16 protein-coding genes are annotated in these 14902 nt (G+C 62.5%); 11 read left to right on the forward strand and 5 right to left on the reverse strand.

The genetic code is table 11. The features are described from left to right. Positions 1–45 precede the first annotated feature (45 nt). Positions 46–1302 (reverse strand): phosphoglycerate kinase, encoded by a 1257-nt coding sequence (locus tag CU669_RS17520; protein ID WP_112146893.1) that lies wholly within the window; start codon positions 1300–1302, stop codon positions 46–48. Positions 1303–1463: 161 nt separating this feature from the next. After that, a complete protein-coding gene (gene gap, locus CU669_RS17525) occupies positions 1464–2465 on the reverse strand; it encodes a type I glyceraldehyde-3-phosphate dehydrogenase (protein WP_112146894.1) in 1002 nt (333 codons plus the stop codon). A gap of 542 nt (positions 2466–3007) precedes the next feature. Between gap and CU669_RS17530 the strand changes: the two genes are divergently transcribed. The 3 genes from CU669_RS17530 to CU669_RS17540 all read left to right on the forward strand — a co-directional run bounded on the left by CU669_RS17530 (position 3008) and on the right by CU669_RS17540 (position 5580). After that, the gene (locus CU669_RS17530) at positions 3008–3850 is read left to right on the forward strand and encodes a peptidylprolyl isomerase (protein ID WP_112146907.1); all 843 of its coding nucleotides are present in this window, start codon (positions 3008–3010) and stop codon (positions 3848–3850) included. A 64-nt stretch (positions 3851–3914) separates the two neighbouring features. Then, a complete protein-coding gene (gene argJ / locus CU669_RS17535) occupies positions 3915–5144 on the forward strand; it encodes a bifunctional glutamate N-acetyltransferase/amino-acid acetyltransferase ArgJ (protein WP_112146895.1) in 1230 nt (409 codons plus the stop codon). 142 nt (positions 5145–5286) lie between these two features. Next, positions 5287–5580: a hypothetical protein gene (locus CU669_RS17540; RefSeq protein WP_112146896.1), complete on the forward strand. Its 294-nt coding sequence runs from the start codon at positions 5287–5289 to the stop codon at positions 5578–5580. Between the two features lie 170 nt (positions 5581–5750). On the opposite strand, the gene lepA is transcribed toward CU669_RS17540, so the two are convergent. Next, positions 5751–7553, reverse strand: coding sequence for a translation elongation factor 4 (gene lepA, locus CU669_RS17545; RefSeq protein WP_112146897.1), 1803 nt, complete (start codon positions 7551–7553; stop codon positions 5751–5753). A 164-nt stretch (positions 7554–7717) separates the two neighbouring features. On the opposite strand from lepA, the gene CU669_RS21445 reads away from it, so the two are divergent. From CU669_RS21445 to CU669_RS21455, 6 genes are all read left to right on the forward strand, one after another. After that, positions 7718–7861, forward strand: coding sequence for a hypothetical protein (locus tag CU669_RS21445; RefSeq protein ID WP_161539709.1), 144 nt, complete (start codon positions 7718–7720; stop codon positions 7859–7861). Positions 7862–8132: 271 nt separating this feature from the next. Further along, positions 8133–8321, forward strand: coding sequence for a hypothetical protein (locus CU669_RS17555; RefSeq protein ID WP_112146899.1), 189 nt, complete (start codon positions 8133–8135; stop codon positions 8319–8321). A 44-nt stretch (positions 8322–8365) separates the two neighbouring features. Next, entirely contained in the window at positions 8366–8620 is a 255-nt protein-coding gene (locus CU669_RS17560; protein WP_112146900.1) for a FeoA family protein, read from the forward strand. A 35-nt stretch (positions 8621–8655) separates the two neighbouring features. Next, a complete protein-coding gene (feoB, locus tag CU669_RS17565) occupies positions 8656–10767 on the forward strand; it encodes a ferrous iron transport protein B (RefSeq protein WP_112146901.1) in 2112 nt (703 codons plus the stop codon). A 208-nt stretch (positions 10768–10975) separates the two neighbouring features. Further along, complete coding sequence (locus tag CU669_RS21450) at positions 10976–11149, forward strand: hypothetical protein (protein WP_161539710.1); 174 nt, start codon at positions 10976–10978, stop codon at positions 11147–11149. 22 nt (positions 11150–11171) lie between these two features. Further along, positions 11172–11321 carry a hypothetical protein gene (locus CU669_RS21455; RefSeq protein ID WP_161539711.1) on the forward strand — a complete coding sequence of 50 codons (150 nt, stop codon included), beginning with the start codon at positions 11172–11174 and terminating at the stop codon, positions 11319–11321. A 79-nt stretch (positions 11322–11400) separates the two neighbouring features. On the opposite strand, the gene CU669_RS17570 is transcribed toward CU669_RS21455, so the two are convergent. Continuing rightward, entirely contained in the window at positions 11401–11736 is a 336-nt protein-coding gene (locus CU669_RS17570) for a hypothetical protein (protein WP_085372066.1), read from the reverse strand. A gap of 11 nt (positions 11737–11747) precedes the next feature. Then, positions 11748–12296 carry a magnetosome protein MamG gene (mamG, locus tag CU669_RS21590; RefSeq protein WP_239988767.1) on the reverse strand — a complete coding sequence of 183 codons (549 nt, stop codon included), beginning with the start codon at positions 12294–12296 and terminating at the stop codon, positions 11748–11750. Between the two features lie 404 nt (positions 12297–12700). On the opposite strand from mamG, the gene CU669_RS17580 reads away from it, so the two are divergent. Both CU669_RS17580 and CU669_RS17585 read left to right on the forward strand, forming a co-directional pair. Beyond that, the gene (locus tag CU669_RS17580; protein WP_112146902.1) at positions 12701–13621 is read left to right on the forward strand and encodes a hypothetical protein; all 921 of its coding nucleotides are present in this window, start codon (positions 12701–12703) and stop codon (positions 13619–13621) included. Beyond that, a complete protein-coding gene (locus CU669_RS17585) occupies positions 13618–14781 on the forward strand; it encodes a protein kinase family protein (RefSeq protein ID WP_112146903.1) in 1164 nt (387 codons plus the stop codon). Before CU669_RS17580 ends, CU669_RS17585 begins: the two co-directional genes overlap by 4 nt. Positions 14782–14902 lie beyond the last annotated feature (121 nt).

Raw genomic sequence — 14902 nt, forward strand, 5'->3', positions numbered from 1 at the left:
GCATCCTTGCCCCCGGATCGCTCCGGGGGTGACGATGAAAAATGATTAGTGGCAACCGCCACCGCCGCCGCCGCTGCCGCAGCCACAGCCGCCGCCCGACGACGGAGCCTTGTTGGGCATGATGTTCAGCGCCGCCACGCCGGGCAGCTCCTTGCCTTCCAGCCATTCCAGGAAGGCGCCACCGGCGGTGGAGACATAGGAGAACTTGTCCTCGACCCCCGCCTTGGCCAGGGCGGAGACGGTGTCGCCGCCGCCCGCCACGGTCAGCAGCTTGCCCTGTTTGGTGCGCTCCGCCGCCCATTGGGCGACGGCATTGGTGGCGGCGTCGAACGGCTTGATCTCGAAGGCGCCGAACGGGCCGTTCCACACCAGGGTCTTGCAGCCGCCCAGACGGTCGATCACCGCCTCGGCCGAGGCCGGACCGGCGTCGAGGATCATCATATCGGCGGGAACCTCGTCCACCGAGACGACCTTGGACGGCGCGTTCTCGGCGAATTCGCCCGCCACCACGGCGTCCACCGGCAGCACGATATGGCAGTGGGCGGCCTTGGCCTTTTCCAGAATCTCGCGGGCGGTGTCGGCCATTTCCTTCTCGCACAGCGACTTGCCCACCTGCTTTCCTTCCGCGAACAGGAAGGTGTTGGCCATGCCGCCGCCGATGATCAGGTAATCGACCCGGCTGACCAGATTGCCCAGCAGCTCCAGCTTGGTGGAGACCTTGGCGCCGCCGACGATGGCGGCCACCGGCTTTTCCGGGTGTTCCAGCGCCTTGCCCAGGGCTTCCAGCTCCGCCTGCATCAGGCGACCGGCGGCGGCGGGCAGCATATGGGCGAGCCCCTCGGTGGAGGCATGCGCCCGGTGCGCCGTGGAGAAGGCGTCATTCACATAAAGGTCGCCCAGCGCCGACAGGGATTTGGCGAAGCCAAAATCGTTCTTCTCTTCCTCGGGGTGAAAGCGGACGTTTTCCAGCAAGGCGATGTCGCCGTCCTTCATGGCGGCGATGACCTTTTCGGCCTCGGGTCCGATGCAGTCGTCGGCCCAGGCCACCGGCTTGCCCACCGCCTTGGCCAGCGGCTCGACCAGAAGCTTCTGGGAATACTTCTCTTCCCGACCCTTGGGGCGGCCGAAATGGGTGAGAACGATCACCTTGGCTCCGGCGGCTGCCAACTCGGTGAGCGTGGCGGCCGAACGGTCGATGCGGGTGGTGTCGGTGACCTTGCCGTCCTTGGACGGCACGTTGAGGTCGGCGCGCACCAGCACCCGCTTGCCTTTGACGTTGAGCTTGTCGATGGTCAGGAACATGGTGAAGCCTCCCTGGGTCGTTATGGCGGCAAGCTGAGGACCGCTTGCAGTCTTAATCCCTCGTCACCCCCGCGCAGGCGGGGGTCCATGGTGACGCCAAGAGTCCTTGGCCGACATGGATTCCCGCCTTCGCGGGAATGACGAGGAATAAAGAGCCGTTCCTAGTTCTTGGCGATGTGCTGCAAGAACCGCAGCATGTTGCAGGTATAGCCGTATTCGTTGTCGTACCAGGTCACCACCTTGACGAAGGTGCCGTCCAGGGCGATACCGGCGTCGGCGTCGAAGATGGAGGGCATGTTGCAGCCGACGAAATCGGTGGAGACCACCTTTTCATCGGTGTAGCCGAGCACGCCCTTCATGGCGCCTTCCGACGCCGCCTTCATGGCCTTGCAGATATCCGCGTAGGACGCGTCCTTGCTGAGCTCGACGGTGAGATCGACCACCGAGACGTCAGAGGTGGGGACGCGGAAGGCCATGCCGGTCAGCTTCTTGTTCAGCTCGGGCAGCACCTTGCCCACCGCCTTGGCGGCGCCGGTGGACGACGGGATGATGTTTTCCAGAATGCCGCGGCCGCCGCGCCAATCCTTGGAGGACGGGCCGTCCACGGTCTTCTGGGTGGCGGTGGCGGCGTGGACCGTGGTCATCAGGCCGCGCTTGATGCCCCAGTTGTCGTTCAGCACCTTGGCCACCGGGGCCAGGCAGTTGGTGGTGCAAGACGCGGCGGAAACGATCTTTTCGCCCGCATACTTGGCGTGGTTGACGCCATAGACGAACATGGGGGTCTCGTCCTTGGACGGAGCCGACATCAACACCTTCTTGGCGCCGGCCTTGAGATGCTTTTCAGCCGAGGCGGCGTCCAGGAACAGGCCAGTGGATTCGATGACGATATCGACGCCCAGCTCGCCCCACTTCAGTTCGGCCGGATCCCTGACCTGGGTCAGCAGGATCGGCTTGCCGTTGACGGTCAGGATGTCGCCGTCAACGCTGATCTCGCCGCCGAAGCGACCATGCACCGAATCGTATTTCAGCATATAGGCCAGGTATTCGGGCTCGAGGAGGTCGTTGATGCCGACGATCTCGATCTCCGGGAATTCCTTGGCCACGGCGCGGAAAACCATGCGACCAATGCGGCCGAAACCGTTGATGCCAACGCGAACAGTCATAATTTCCTCCACTAGGTCCGACACTGTGGTTTAGGCAGGCACGCCCTGGCGAGGGGCTGGATGGACGGCGCCAGCGCGCATGGTAGAGCGCGCCCAAGCCTGCGAAGTCGGGCAACCATATTGCACAGAGTCGGATTCGAATCCAGCCCCCAAACGATGGCAAAGTAAACATTGATGACATTAAAATTATATTTCATTACTCACCCACCCTAAAGGATTAATTTCGCTCCACCCCTCTGGTGATGAAGTAATAACCGAATGGACCGGACAGAAAATAATCCTCTATCCTGATCCTATTGGGACGACCTATTCTTCAAGTGCTCAATTCGCACTGCTATTGTGCGATGCAAAATTTCCGATTGCTGGGACGGTCTGAATTTTCCCCCGTGTCCCCAAGGCGCCTGCCGCCGGAAATGAATGGCTGACGGGAGAACCGCGCTCTTGTGCCCGCGACGCGGTTGTGCTTCATACCCAGGATCAATGTCTCGGCCAAAGGGGCGCAGGTGCGCCTCGGACCATTCGACAAGAAGGATGACTCGCCCATGAAGACGCTGTTTGCGCGCCGCTCCGTCCTTGCCCTCGCCATGGCGACGGGAATGGCCGCCAGCCCCGCTTTCGCCGCCGACCAAAAGGACACCGTGGTCGCCAATGTCAACGGCAGCGACGTGAAGCTGTCGTCCATGGCCGACTTCGCCCGCCAAATGGGTCCGCAGGCGGCGCAGGCCCCCTATGAAGTCATGCTGGAAGTGGTGATCAACAACCAGTTGGTCTACGACGCCGCCAAGAAAGACAAGATGGACGCCGACCCCGAGGTCAAGGCGGCGCTCCGCAAGGTCGAGGCCCAGTTGATCACCCAGGCCTATATGCAGAAGAAGATGCGCTCCGCCATCAGCGAAGAAGCGATCAAGGCCCGCTACGACCAGGCGGTGAAGGAGTTCGTCCCCGCCGAGGAAGTGCGCGCCCGCCATATCCTGGTGGACACCGAGGAGGCCGCCCGCTCCATCATCGCCGAACTGGGACGCGGCAGCGACTTCGCCGAACTGGCCAAGACCCGCTCCAAGGATACCGGATCGGGCATGGGCGGCGGCGATCTCGGCTACTTCACCCAAAAGGACATGGTGCCGGAATTCGCCTCGGCCGCCTTCGCCATGCGTCCCGGCGAAGTCTCGAAAGCCCCGGTGAAGAGCCAGTTCGGCTTCCACGTCATCAAGGTGGAAGACAAGCGCATGGCGACCATCCCGCCCTTCGAGCAGGCCAAGCCCGCCATCGCCAACAAGATCGCCGAAGACATTCAGCAGAAGGTGGTGATGGATCTGCGCGACAAGGCGAAGATCAAGCGCTTCAACGTGAACGGCACCCCCATGGCCGAACCCGCCAAGAAGTAAGATCGGATACAAGGGGTCTCCGGTCCGCCGGAGGCCCCATTCTCTCGCTCAACGGAATACCACCATGACCGCCGTATCGCCGCTCGCTCCCGCCCGGTTTCCTAAAATGCCGGAGGTGACGGGCGTCACCCTGGCCAGCCATGCCTGCGGCGTGCGCTATGCCGGGCGCACCGATCTCCTGCTGGTGGAGATGGTGGCGGGAACCACGGCGGCAGGCGTCTTCACCAAATCCCTGACCGCATCGGCTCCGGTGGAATGGTGTCGCCAATCCGTCGCCAAGGGCCGCGCCCGCGTCCTGGTGGTCAATTCCGGCAATGCCAATGCCTTTACCGGCTCGGTCGGCGTGGCCTCGGTCAAGCGTACCGTCGAAAAGGCGGCAAAGCTGGCCGATTGCAGGTCGTCGGAAGTCTATGTGGCCTCCACCGGCACCATCGGCGTCCGGCTGCCCGACGAAAAGATCACCGAGGCCCTGGCCGACGCCCGCGCCAAGTTGAAGGGTAATGCCTGGGCCGACGCCGCCAAGGCGATCATGACCACCGACACCTATCCCAAGGGCGCCACCCGCACCGCGACCATCGACGGCACCAAGGTGGTGATCAACGGCATCGCCAAGGGCGCCGGCATGATCGCGCCGGACATGGCCACCATGCTGTCCTATGTCTTCACCGACGCCGCCATTCCCGCCGATGTCCTGCAAGCCCTGCTGAGCAAGGGGGTCAAGGGCTCGTTCAACGCCATCACGGTGGACAGCGACACCTCGACCTCGGACACATTGATGCTGTTCGCCACGGGCAAGGCGGGCAATACGGTGATCAAGGACGCCAAGGACAAGCGTCTGGCGGATTTCAAGGCCAAGCTGTTCGACCTGCTGCTGGACCTGGCCCATCAGGTGGTCAAGGACGGCGAAGGCGCCACCAAATTCGTCGCCGTCAGCGTGAGCGGCGCCGCCAGCAAGCGTGCCGCCCGCGTCATCGGCATGGCCATCGCCAATTCCCCCCTGGTCAAGACCGCCATCGCAGGCGAGGACGCCAATTGGGGCCGCGTCGTCATGGCGGTGGGCAAGGCGGGCGAAAAGGCCAATCGCGACAAGCTTTCCATCCGCATGGGCGGCGTCCTGGTTGCCGACAAGGGCGAAATCGCCGAAGGCTACGACGAAGCGCCGGTGACCGCCCATTTCAAGGGCCAGAACATTTCCATCGAGGTGGATGTGGGGGTCGGCAAGGGCAAGGCCACCGTGTGGACCTGCGACCTGACCCACGCCTATATCGACATCAACGGATCCTATCGCACCTAGGCATATGAATCCCGTCTTAACCTGATGCGGAAATTAGCTGTTTTTTTCCACATCCGGCGAAAAGCTGTTGAATTTCAGACCGCTTGGGCGCAAATCTATTCTCAGTTATCAAATAAGCACTAAATCGCCTTCAGGGGGCCGCATGATTTTCGGACGTGTGATGGGGTGGCTGCTGATCGGAGTGTCGGTCATCATGGCCTCTGCCGACGCCGTGCTCGCCCTTGGACCGGCGGAATATGCCGGAATCATCACCGCCGACGTGGTTACCCTTCTGGCCGGTCACACCCCCGACACCGCCGATGCGGGCCGCTCGCTGATGGACGGCATGGCCGCCCTGATCCTCGACCTTCCCGCCTGGATCGCCGTCGGCCTGACCGGCGCCTGCCTGTCGGTGGCCTGCCGTAAGCGCCAGCGCCGCCACGCCTTCCGGCGTTAAGCAAAGACCTCCCCACCCCGCGCCGCTCGTGCGGCGGAAGCACAGGGGTTTCGGAGAAACCCACCCGGCGTTTGATGTGATCCGCAGGCGGGCGAGACGTCCGCGCTCCTAACTGCTCGCTATTCTGGGAGCGCGGCCGTCCCGGCCGCTTTCCGTAAGAGTCAGCGATATCAGTCGTCGCCCATCTTCAGCGCGGCCAGGAAGGCGGATTGGGGAATCTCCACCTTGCCGAACTGGCGCATGCGCTTCTTGCCTTCCTTCTGCTTGTCCAGCAGCTTGCGCTTGCGCGAGGCGTCGCCGCCATAGCACTTGGCGGTCACGTCCTTCCTAAGCGCGCTGATGCTTTCACGCGCCACGATACGCCCGCCAATGGCGGCCTGGATGGCGATCTGGAACATCTGGCGCGGAATCAGCTCTTTCAGCCGCTGGCAGATGCCGCGTCCGCGTGATTCCGCATTGGCCTTGTGCACCACGAAGGACAGGGCGTCCACCGGCTCGGCGTTGACCAGGATCGAGACCTTGACCAACTCGCTTTCTGAATAGCTGTCCACCTCGTAATCGAAGCTGGCATAGCCGCGCGAGATGGATTTCAGCCGGTCGTAGAAGTCGAACACCACCTCGTTGAGCGGCAGCTTGTAGACCGCCATGGCCCGCGATCCGGCATAGGTCAGGTCCACCTGCTGGCCGCGCCGGTCGGTGCACAGGGTGAGCACCGGCCCCAGATATTCGTCGGGAACCATGATGGTGGCCTTGATCCACGGCTCTTCCATATGGTCGATGCGGGCGGGATCGGGCATGTCGGCGGGATTGTGCAGTTCCTGCATGTCGCCATTGGTCAGGTGGACGCGATAGACCACCGACGGCGCCGTGGTGATGAGGTCCAGATTGAACTCGCGCTCAAGCCGTTCCTGGATGATCTCCAGATGCAGCAGGCCGAGGAAGCCGCAGCGGAAACCGAAGCCCAACGCCGCCGAGGTCTCGGGCTCGTACTGGAAGCTGGCGTCGTTGAGGCGCAGCTTGGCGAGCGAGTCGCGCAGATCCTCGTAATCGGCGGCGTCGATGGGGAATAGGCCGCACCACACCACCGGCACGCTGGGCTTGAAGCCCGGCAGTGGCTCGGCGGCCGGCTTCTTGTCGTCGGTGACGGTATCGCCCACCTTGGTGTCGGCCACCGCCTTGATCCCCGCGGTGAAGAATCCCATCTCGCCGGGCCGCAACTCGTTGGACTGGATGATCTTGGGGGTGAAATAGCCGACGCTGTCAACCTGATAGGCGAGGCCGCTGGCCATCATGCGGATCTTCTGGCCCTTGCGCAGCACGCCGTTCTTGATGCGCACCAGGATGATGACGCCCAGATAGGCGTCATACCAGGAATCCACCAGCAGCGCCTGCAGCGGCTCGTTCTCCTCGCCTTCCGGACAGGGCAGGCGGGTGACCAGGGCTTCCAGCACCAGATCGATGCCGATGCCGGTCTTGGCCGAGATCATCACCGCGTCGGAGGTATCCAGGCCGATGACGTCCTCGATCTGCTGCTTGACGCGCTCGGGCTCGGCGGCGGGCAGGTCGATCTTGTTCAGGACCGGCACCACCTCGTGACCGGCGTCCAGCGCGTGATAGACATTGGCCAGGGTCTGGGCCTCGACGCCCTGGGAGGCGTCCACCACCAGCAGCGAGCCCTCGCAAGCGGCCAGCGAGCGCGAAACCTCGTAGGCGAAGTCCACATGGCCGGGCGTGTCCATCAGGTTCAACTGATAGGTCAAGCCGTCCTTGGCCTTGTATTCCAGACGGACGGTCTGGGCCTTGATGGTGATGCCGCGTTCGCGCTCGATATCCATGGAATCGAGCATCTGCTCCTTCATGTCGCGGGCTTCGATGGCCCCGCAGGCCTGGATCAGACGGTCGGCCAGGGTGGACTTGCCGTGGTCGATATGGGCGACAATGGAGAAATTGCGGATATGGCTGAGCTTGGTCATCTTGGGTCATGAATCCTGAAGTTGCCGGACCATAAAGCCCCAAGCGGCTTTTGGGAAGAGAGGAGCTTCATGGCCCAGGCGACTCGCAAGACCTTGGGTGGGGCAAAGGCCCGATTGTGCTGCTTTTCGGAAATCGGACACCGACGGAAGCTACGATCCGATGTTTGAAGATCCCCAATGCAGAAGAGATCAACCGCCGTCAGCCCGACCGAGACGCCCAGGTCAATCCCCATGCCGCCCATCGCCCGAAATACCGGCTGGCAGGGCTGCCTCGCTGCTCCTGCTGTGGCGGCACCGCCAATCGGTAACGCGTTACCATGCGTGTGGCCGAGGGTAACGCCGTTGCCATTCGGAGGCAGCCGAGGAAGCACTTTTGGATTCATCGGCGGGGGCGGTGCCTCGCTTGGCCGCGACCTGGACGGCGGCCAATACGGCCCGCAGGCGTGGACGCGGCCCCAGGGGCGAGCGGTGCCCAAGGGCTTCCCACACGGGCATCGCAAGACCACTTGTCACGAGGGGGAATCTACGCTATTGAAGATGCGAGCCAGTCGCATAGCAGAAATTCTACTGGGCGTTTCAATGAAGAAGATTGCCGGTTTATTGAATATGCTGGTCGGAGCCTTTGTCCTTCCCTACATCTTTCTTGCTTTGTTACCGGCCGATGTCGACGAAGTCGCTCCTGATGTCGGAAACGGTTTTTGGGGCCGTGGGACGCTGACCGGCGTTGCTTCCCTGCCCTTTCGGTCGGATCACCGGCACCTACAGTGAAAAATATCCAGAGCCGCGATAGCATATTTCATAGGAATCATCCCATGGCACAGCAGATCAGTTCCGATATTCTCACCCTTGCCGACCTTGGTCCCGAACAGCAGGGTGAAGTCGTCAAGATTGAGACCGAGGACGGCGTTTTCAAACGCCGCATGCAGTCGCTTGGCGTCGTGGCCGGCACTCCCGTCACGCTGGATCGTGCGGCGCCGTTGGGTGATCCGCGCATCTACAGCCTGATGGGCTACAGCCTGGGCCTGCGCAACGCCGAGGCACGGCAGATCCGCATCCGCGTGAAATAATCACCCCATCGACCTCGATCCAAGGGAAGCCGCACATGAAATCCCCCGTCACCGTGGCGCTGGTGGGTAACCCCAATGCCGGTTCCACCAGTTTGTTCAATGCCCTGACGGGCGCCCAATCCGCCGTCGCCAACTATCAGCGGGTGACGACCTCCCTGAATGTGCGCGAGATCACCCATGGCGGGGTCAGCCTACGCATCGTCGATGTGCCGGGCATCTTCTCCACCTCGTCGCAATCGCCGGAGGAGAAGGTCGGCTGCGACTACATTCACGACGAAGAACCCGACATCATCGTCAATGTACTAGATGCCGGGCATCTGGACCGCAGCCTGTTCCTGACCACCCAGCTGATCGAGACCGGGCTTCCCCGCATCACCGTACTGAACATGATGGACGAGGTCCGGCGGGCCGGTATTCGCATTGACACCACACTATTGGCGTCGGCCCTTGGGTCACCGGTGGTGGAGACCTGCGCCCTGAAGAAGGAAGGCGTCGACGCCCTGCTGGACGCGGTGGCGGCCATGGCCTCGACGACTCCCGCCACGCCCATGCGGCTACACTATGATAGCCATCTGGAGGCGGCCATCGAGCGCGTCCAGCAGCATCTGTCCACGCTGCACCCCCAGGAGCTGAGCCCGGCACGCTCGCGCTGGCTGGCCATCAAGATGCTGGAAGGCGATGACGAGATCCTGCGCCACGAAAGCAACCATGCCGACCTGATAGGCGAAATCAAGGGCGAGCAGACCGCCCTGGCCCACGAGCATGATGAGGACACCGCCAGCCTGTTGGCCTCGGCGAGGTTCGCCTTTTCCAACGGCCTGCTGCGTGAAGCCCGTCAGCAGGAGGGGGATCCCACCGCCGGGTTCAAGCTGACCCGTATCCTCGACGACTTCTTCCTGAACCGCACCCTGGGCCTGCCGCTGCTGCTGGGTATCCTGTGGGTCATGTTCGAGGCGACCTTCAGCTTGGGCGCCATTCCCACCGACTGGATCAAGGTCGGGGTGCAACTGGCCACCGATCTGGTGGACAAGAGCCTGCCGGAGGGCATGTTCCATGATCTGGTGGTCAACGGTGTGATGGCGGGCGTCGGCGGAACCATCGTTTTCCTGCCCAACATCGTCATTCTGTTCTTCTTCATGGCCATCCTCAGCGGCACCGGCTATCTGGCGCGCGCCAGCTTCCTGATGGACCGGGTAATGCACCATTTCGGCCTGCACGGCACCACCTTGATCCCCATGGTGGCCGGGTTCGGCTGCAATGTCCCCGCCGTCATGGCCACCCGCGTCATCACCAATAAGCGGGCGCGTCTGATCGCCATGCTGATCGCCCCGTTCATGAATTGCTCGGCCCGCCTGCCGGTGTTCATCCTGTTCGCAGGCGCTTTCTTCGCCGATATCGCCGGAACCGTGGTCTTCGCCATGTATATGCTGTCCCTGGTCGCCGCCATGGTGTCGGCGGTGTTGCTGAACCGCATCATTCCCGGCAGCGGTGGCGACGCCTTCGTGATGGAACTGCCGCCCTATCGTCTGCCGACCCTGCATTCGGTTCTGCATCATATGTGGGATAGCGCCCAGGGCTTCGTCGCCAAGGTCACCGGCGTCATCCTGGTGGGCTCCGTCGTGATCTGGTTCCTCCAGGAATTCCCCCGCGACATCGCCTATTCCCAGGACTTCGAGACCGTCGTCGCCGAACAGACCGCGCTTCCCGACAGCCCGGAAAAGGAAGCGGCGTTACGGACGCTGAAGAGCGCCCAGGCGCAGGAGAAGCTGGAAAAGAGCTATCTGGGGCGTTCGGCCATCGCGGTGACGCCGCTGTTCCAGCCGCTGGGCTTTTCCTGGCGGGATTCGGCGGCCATCATGACCGGCTTTGTCGCCAAGGAAGTGGTGGTGGCGACCTATGCCGTCATCTACGCCCAGGAGAAGGGGTCGGACCAGCTGACCGAGACCTTGAGGGGCGCCATGCCACCCGCAACGGCCATCGCCTTCATGATCTTCACCTTGCTCTACGCGCCTTGCCTGTCGACCATCGCCATCATCGGCAAGGAGGCGCAGAGTTGGCGTTGGGCCGGGTTCTCGGTGGTCTATTCCCTGTCCTTTGCCTGGTTGCTGGCCCTGGCCGCCGGCCGGATTGGCGGTACCTTCCTGTAGGTCTGATCCCAAGGCCCGACGAGCGAGACTCATCGGGCCTTGGTCGACCGCAAGGCTGTCGCGCCGATCAAACGGCGAAAGCCAAGGGATTGGGAGAATCCCGCCCGGCGTTTGAGGCGCCCATTGATCGGTTCCGATCAATGGGCCTTGGTCTGACCTGATGGCGGAGTCTTCCTCCGCCACCTCTTGATGAAAGAAGCGTGCCGCCATGGCTTGGGGTTCACTCTGGGATATGGGCGCCATTACCGTCGTGGGAGCGGGGGCGGCCTTCGTGGTCATCCGTCATCTGTGGCGGATGTGGCGGCCGTCCGACGGGGCGTCATGTGGCGGTGGATGCAGTTGCGGCGCCAAGCGAAACGGCGGCCGCGCCGATTGCGGCTGACCCCCGCCATGGGGATGCGGCAATGATCTCTCGCGATCAACTGCCCCGGAATGGCGGGCTGAAGATAGGCATTCTGCTGGGGTTGGCCGCCGTAGCCATGGGCATTATCGAAATTGTCGATAACGGCCCCGCCTTGCTGCGCGGCACCCTCGATTGGTGGCGCCGCATGTGACCGGAAACGCCCCACAAAAACGACGACGCCGAGATGACCCCATGGAGTCATCTCGGCGCGGCGGATCCGTTCAGCAGAGTCAGATGCGGTCAGCGATATATCCGACCAGCGGCAGCTTCCAGGCGCGGCGGAACGCCACCGAGGCCAGACCGGCAACCGACAGAACCAGAACCAGCATGGACGAGAAGCCGAAGAACCACTTTCCGATGCCGGGAATTTCCAGGACGAACATGGACAGGACCGCGATCATCCACAGCACCAGCCCTTGCTTGGCATGGAACTGAACGTATTCGTCATCCTTGTTGCGCATCAAAGGCACAAAACAAAGAATGCCGAGATAGCTGAGGGCAGCCATCACCAAGGGCTTGTAACTGGTTCCGGTTTCTTGCGACAACCCGATAGTCTGTGCGGTCATTTCGTCCTCCTTCAGACGGCTTCGGCCGCAGCCGGCTCGGCATTGCGGTTCTTGTAATATTCATAAAGAGCGACGGCTCCAGCCACCCCAACCACGCCCAGCAGCACCGGCCCCCAGGCGCCCAGCCCCAGACCGAGGCCCAGGCCGACACCCTTGGCCGACAGCATGGCGCTGCTGCTGGTGGCGGCGGCGATGGGGCTGGCGGTGACCGAAGCCCCGGTGGCGGCACCCGCCGCGGCACCGGCGGCACCGGCTCCACCAGCGGCAACCATGGCCTTGCCCTTGACGCCGGTAGCGGCGACCTTGGTGGCAGCGCCGGCTCCCTTGGCAGCCATGGCCGCCTGATTGGCGCCACCGGCAGCCGTCTTGGCCCCGGCGGCTTTCATACCCGCGGCCTTGGCGGTCACAGCCTCGCGCTCGACCTCCGCCGCGGCAGCCTTGGCCGCACCGGTCTTGGCCGCGGCGCCATTGGCGGCACCGGCCTTGGCACCACCGGCCTTCATGCCGACGGCCTGCGCGGCACCCTCGCGTTCGATTTCCGGAGAAGCCGCTGCAGCCATGGCCGCACCGCCAGCTGCGGGAGCTGCGGCGTTCGCGGCGGTTCCACCAGCCATACCTGTTGCCATCTGTGCTGCCATAACCTAACTCCTCTGGGAAAGAGATAAACTCATATATGTTTTGTTGCACAAATTCATCGGCTCGACAATAGTCTTCATGCGGACAACAATACAATGGCAGAACATGTTTTTAATAATCACTCTCAAGTCCCCACTTCAACAGCCCTCTCTTCCTGGTGTTTTATCTGAAATATGCCGGAGCGAAGGTCTTTGCTAAAGTTTTAGTGCGTAAAATTCAGGATCTCCGGGTCGTTCATGATCAAGGCTCTGGATGTGAACTGATTTCGTCGGCAGAGATACCCGCCAGCGTAAACCGTATTGCCGCTCAACCACAGGAGACGTGATCCGTGGCCTATTCACAGGAAATCAGCCGTGACCAACGCGGTGCCTTCATCTTTCTGGTCGATCAATCCAAATCCATGAACACCACCTTCGGTGTCGATGATAACGGACAGACGATCAGCCGGGCCCAGGTGGTGGCGGATGCGCTCAACCGAACTCTTGACGAGTTGATCAACCGCTGTATGCGCGATGAAGGCGTCCGTGACTATTTCGACATCGGCGTCATCGGCTATGGGCGCACCAACCGCGCCGAGTTCTGCTGGCTGGGAAACCTTGCCGGGCGCAGCTTGGTGCCCATCTCCGAGGTGGCGGAAAACGCCGATACCATCGAGGAAGAGACCACCATCATGGTTCGCGGCCAGCCGGTGGTCGAACGGGTCGCTGTTTCCCGTTGGGTGGCGCCGGTGGCGGTGGAAAGCACCCCGATGAACGGAGCTCTGCGCTTGGCGCAGTCCATCCTGGAGCCCTGGATTTCGGCGAACCCCGGCTCATTCCCCCCGGCCGTCATCAACATTACCGACGGCATGGCCAACGACGTGGACAGCGATGAAGAGCTTTTGGCGACCGCCCGGCGGTTGACCGGGCTGAAGACCAAGGACGGCCACGTCCTGCTGATGAACTGCCATATTTCAGGCGGCGACGACGCGCCGGTGGTGTTTCCATCCAGCGCGGGCCAATTGCCAGACGACACCTATGCACGCCTGCTGTTCGAGATGTCGAGTGAGTTGTCGGGCCGCCATCGCGCCATCATCTGCGAATTGTTCGAGCGCGACCTGAAGACCACGCCGACCCTGCGCGGCATGGCCTTCAATGCCGATGCCGTCGCGTTGGTCAAACTGCTCGATATCGGCACCCGCCCGGCCATCGTTTTCAACCAAGCCGCCGAGGATTCATCACGTGACCGGACCACGGAGTTCGAACAGTGACGTTTCCCGTATTGGCGGACTACAAGGCGGCGCTTTCCAACGCCAAGGCCCGGTTCGCCACTCTCCAGGTGACACCGTTCAAGGATTCCCGAGGCCATCCGCAGTTTCTCGCCGGAAACTTCGCCGGGGTGTTCCGTGTCACCGAATCCATGGGATCGCTCTTGGCGATCAAGTGCTTCATCCGTGATCTTCCCGATCTTGAGCGCCGCTACAAGGCAATCTCCGGCTTCGTCGCGGCCAGCGGCTCGCCCTATATGGTCCCTCTCCGGTTTCACCGCGACGAACTCTACGTGACATCGTCCATCGCCAAGCACGGTGAATATCCGGTCATCAGCATGCCGTGGATCGCAGGCCGCACCATCGGCGCCGTGGTCCAGACCCTGTGCGAAAGCGACAAGCGCGGCGGCATCGCCGGCCTGAGCCGGGCCTGGGCACGGCTTTGCCTGGATCTGCTGAACCGTGGCGTGGCCCATGGCGACCTTAAACACGACAACATCCTGATCGGACCTGATGGTCGCCTGAAGCTGATCGATTACGATTCCATGTTTTTGCCCGAACTGAGCGGGTTGCCCTGCACCTTGCTCGGCAGCATCAATTTCCAGCACCCCGAGCGCGATGAGACGCATTTCGACGCGACGCTGGATCACTTCTCCATGCTGGTGATGCAACTGTCGTTGCGGGCCTTGGTGTTCGATCCCGGCCTGTTCAAGCACTGCCACAGCGGCGAGAACCTCATCTTCACCCGCTCGGATTTCCTCAATCCGCAAGGCTCGGAACTGTTCCGGCGGCTTTCAGCCTCCGATGACCTCTACGTTCGCGATTGGGCGGCACGGCTGGCGCTGGCCTGTGGATCGAATTCCATCCGCATACCGTCGATCAAGGCGATCCTGTCCGTGGCCTCGGGACTGGACATGAGCCCGGTAACCGGAGGTCTGAGGTGGCTTCTCTACCGGGTGTCCAGTGGAGCGCCAAATATCACTCCCAATGCCCGGCCGAAGCCTGCCGTTCCCAGTCATTCCGAGCGGACCAAGCCCGTGGCGGCCAGTCAGAACGACGATCCGATCAATCGCCTGAGAAAGCTGAAGGGCGCCCTCGACGAGGGCCTGATCAGCCAGGCCGATTACGACGGGCAGAAGGCCAAGATCATGGAAAATTTCTGAGTCCTGACCTGCCGTGGAACTTTCATCCAGCCATGGGTAGAGTCCCGACTAAAGTTACGCCGTCTGGCGCGGGTTGAGCAATGGGGCCGGGCTCGGAGCCCCGGAGGGGCTTCGATTTCGG

It is taken from the genome of Paramagnetospirillum kuznetsovii (assembly GCF_003284725.1).
GTDB classification, from domain to species: Bacteria; Pseudomonadota; Alphaproteobacteria; order Rhodospirillales; family Magnetospirillaceae; genus Phaeospirillum; species Phaeospirillum kuznetsovii.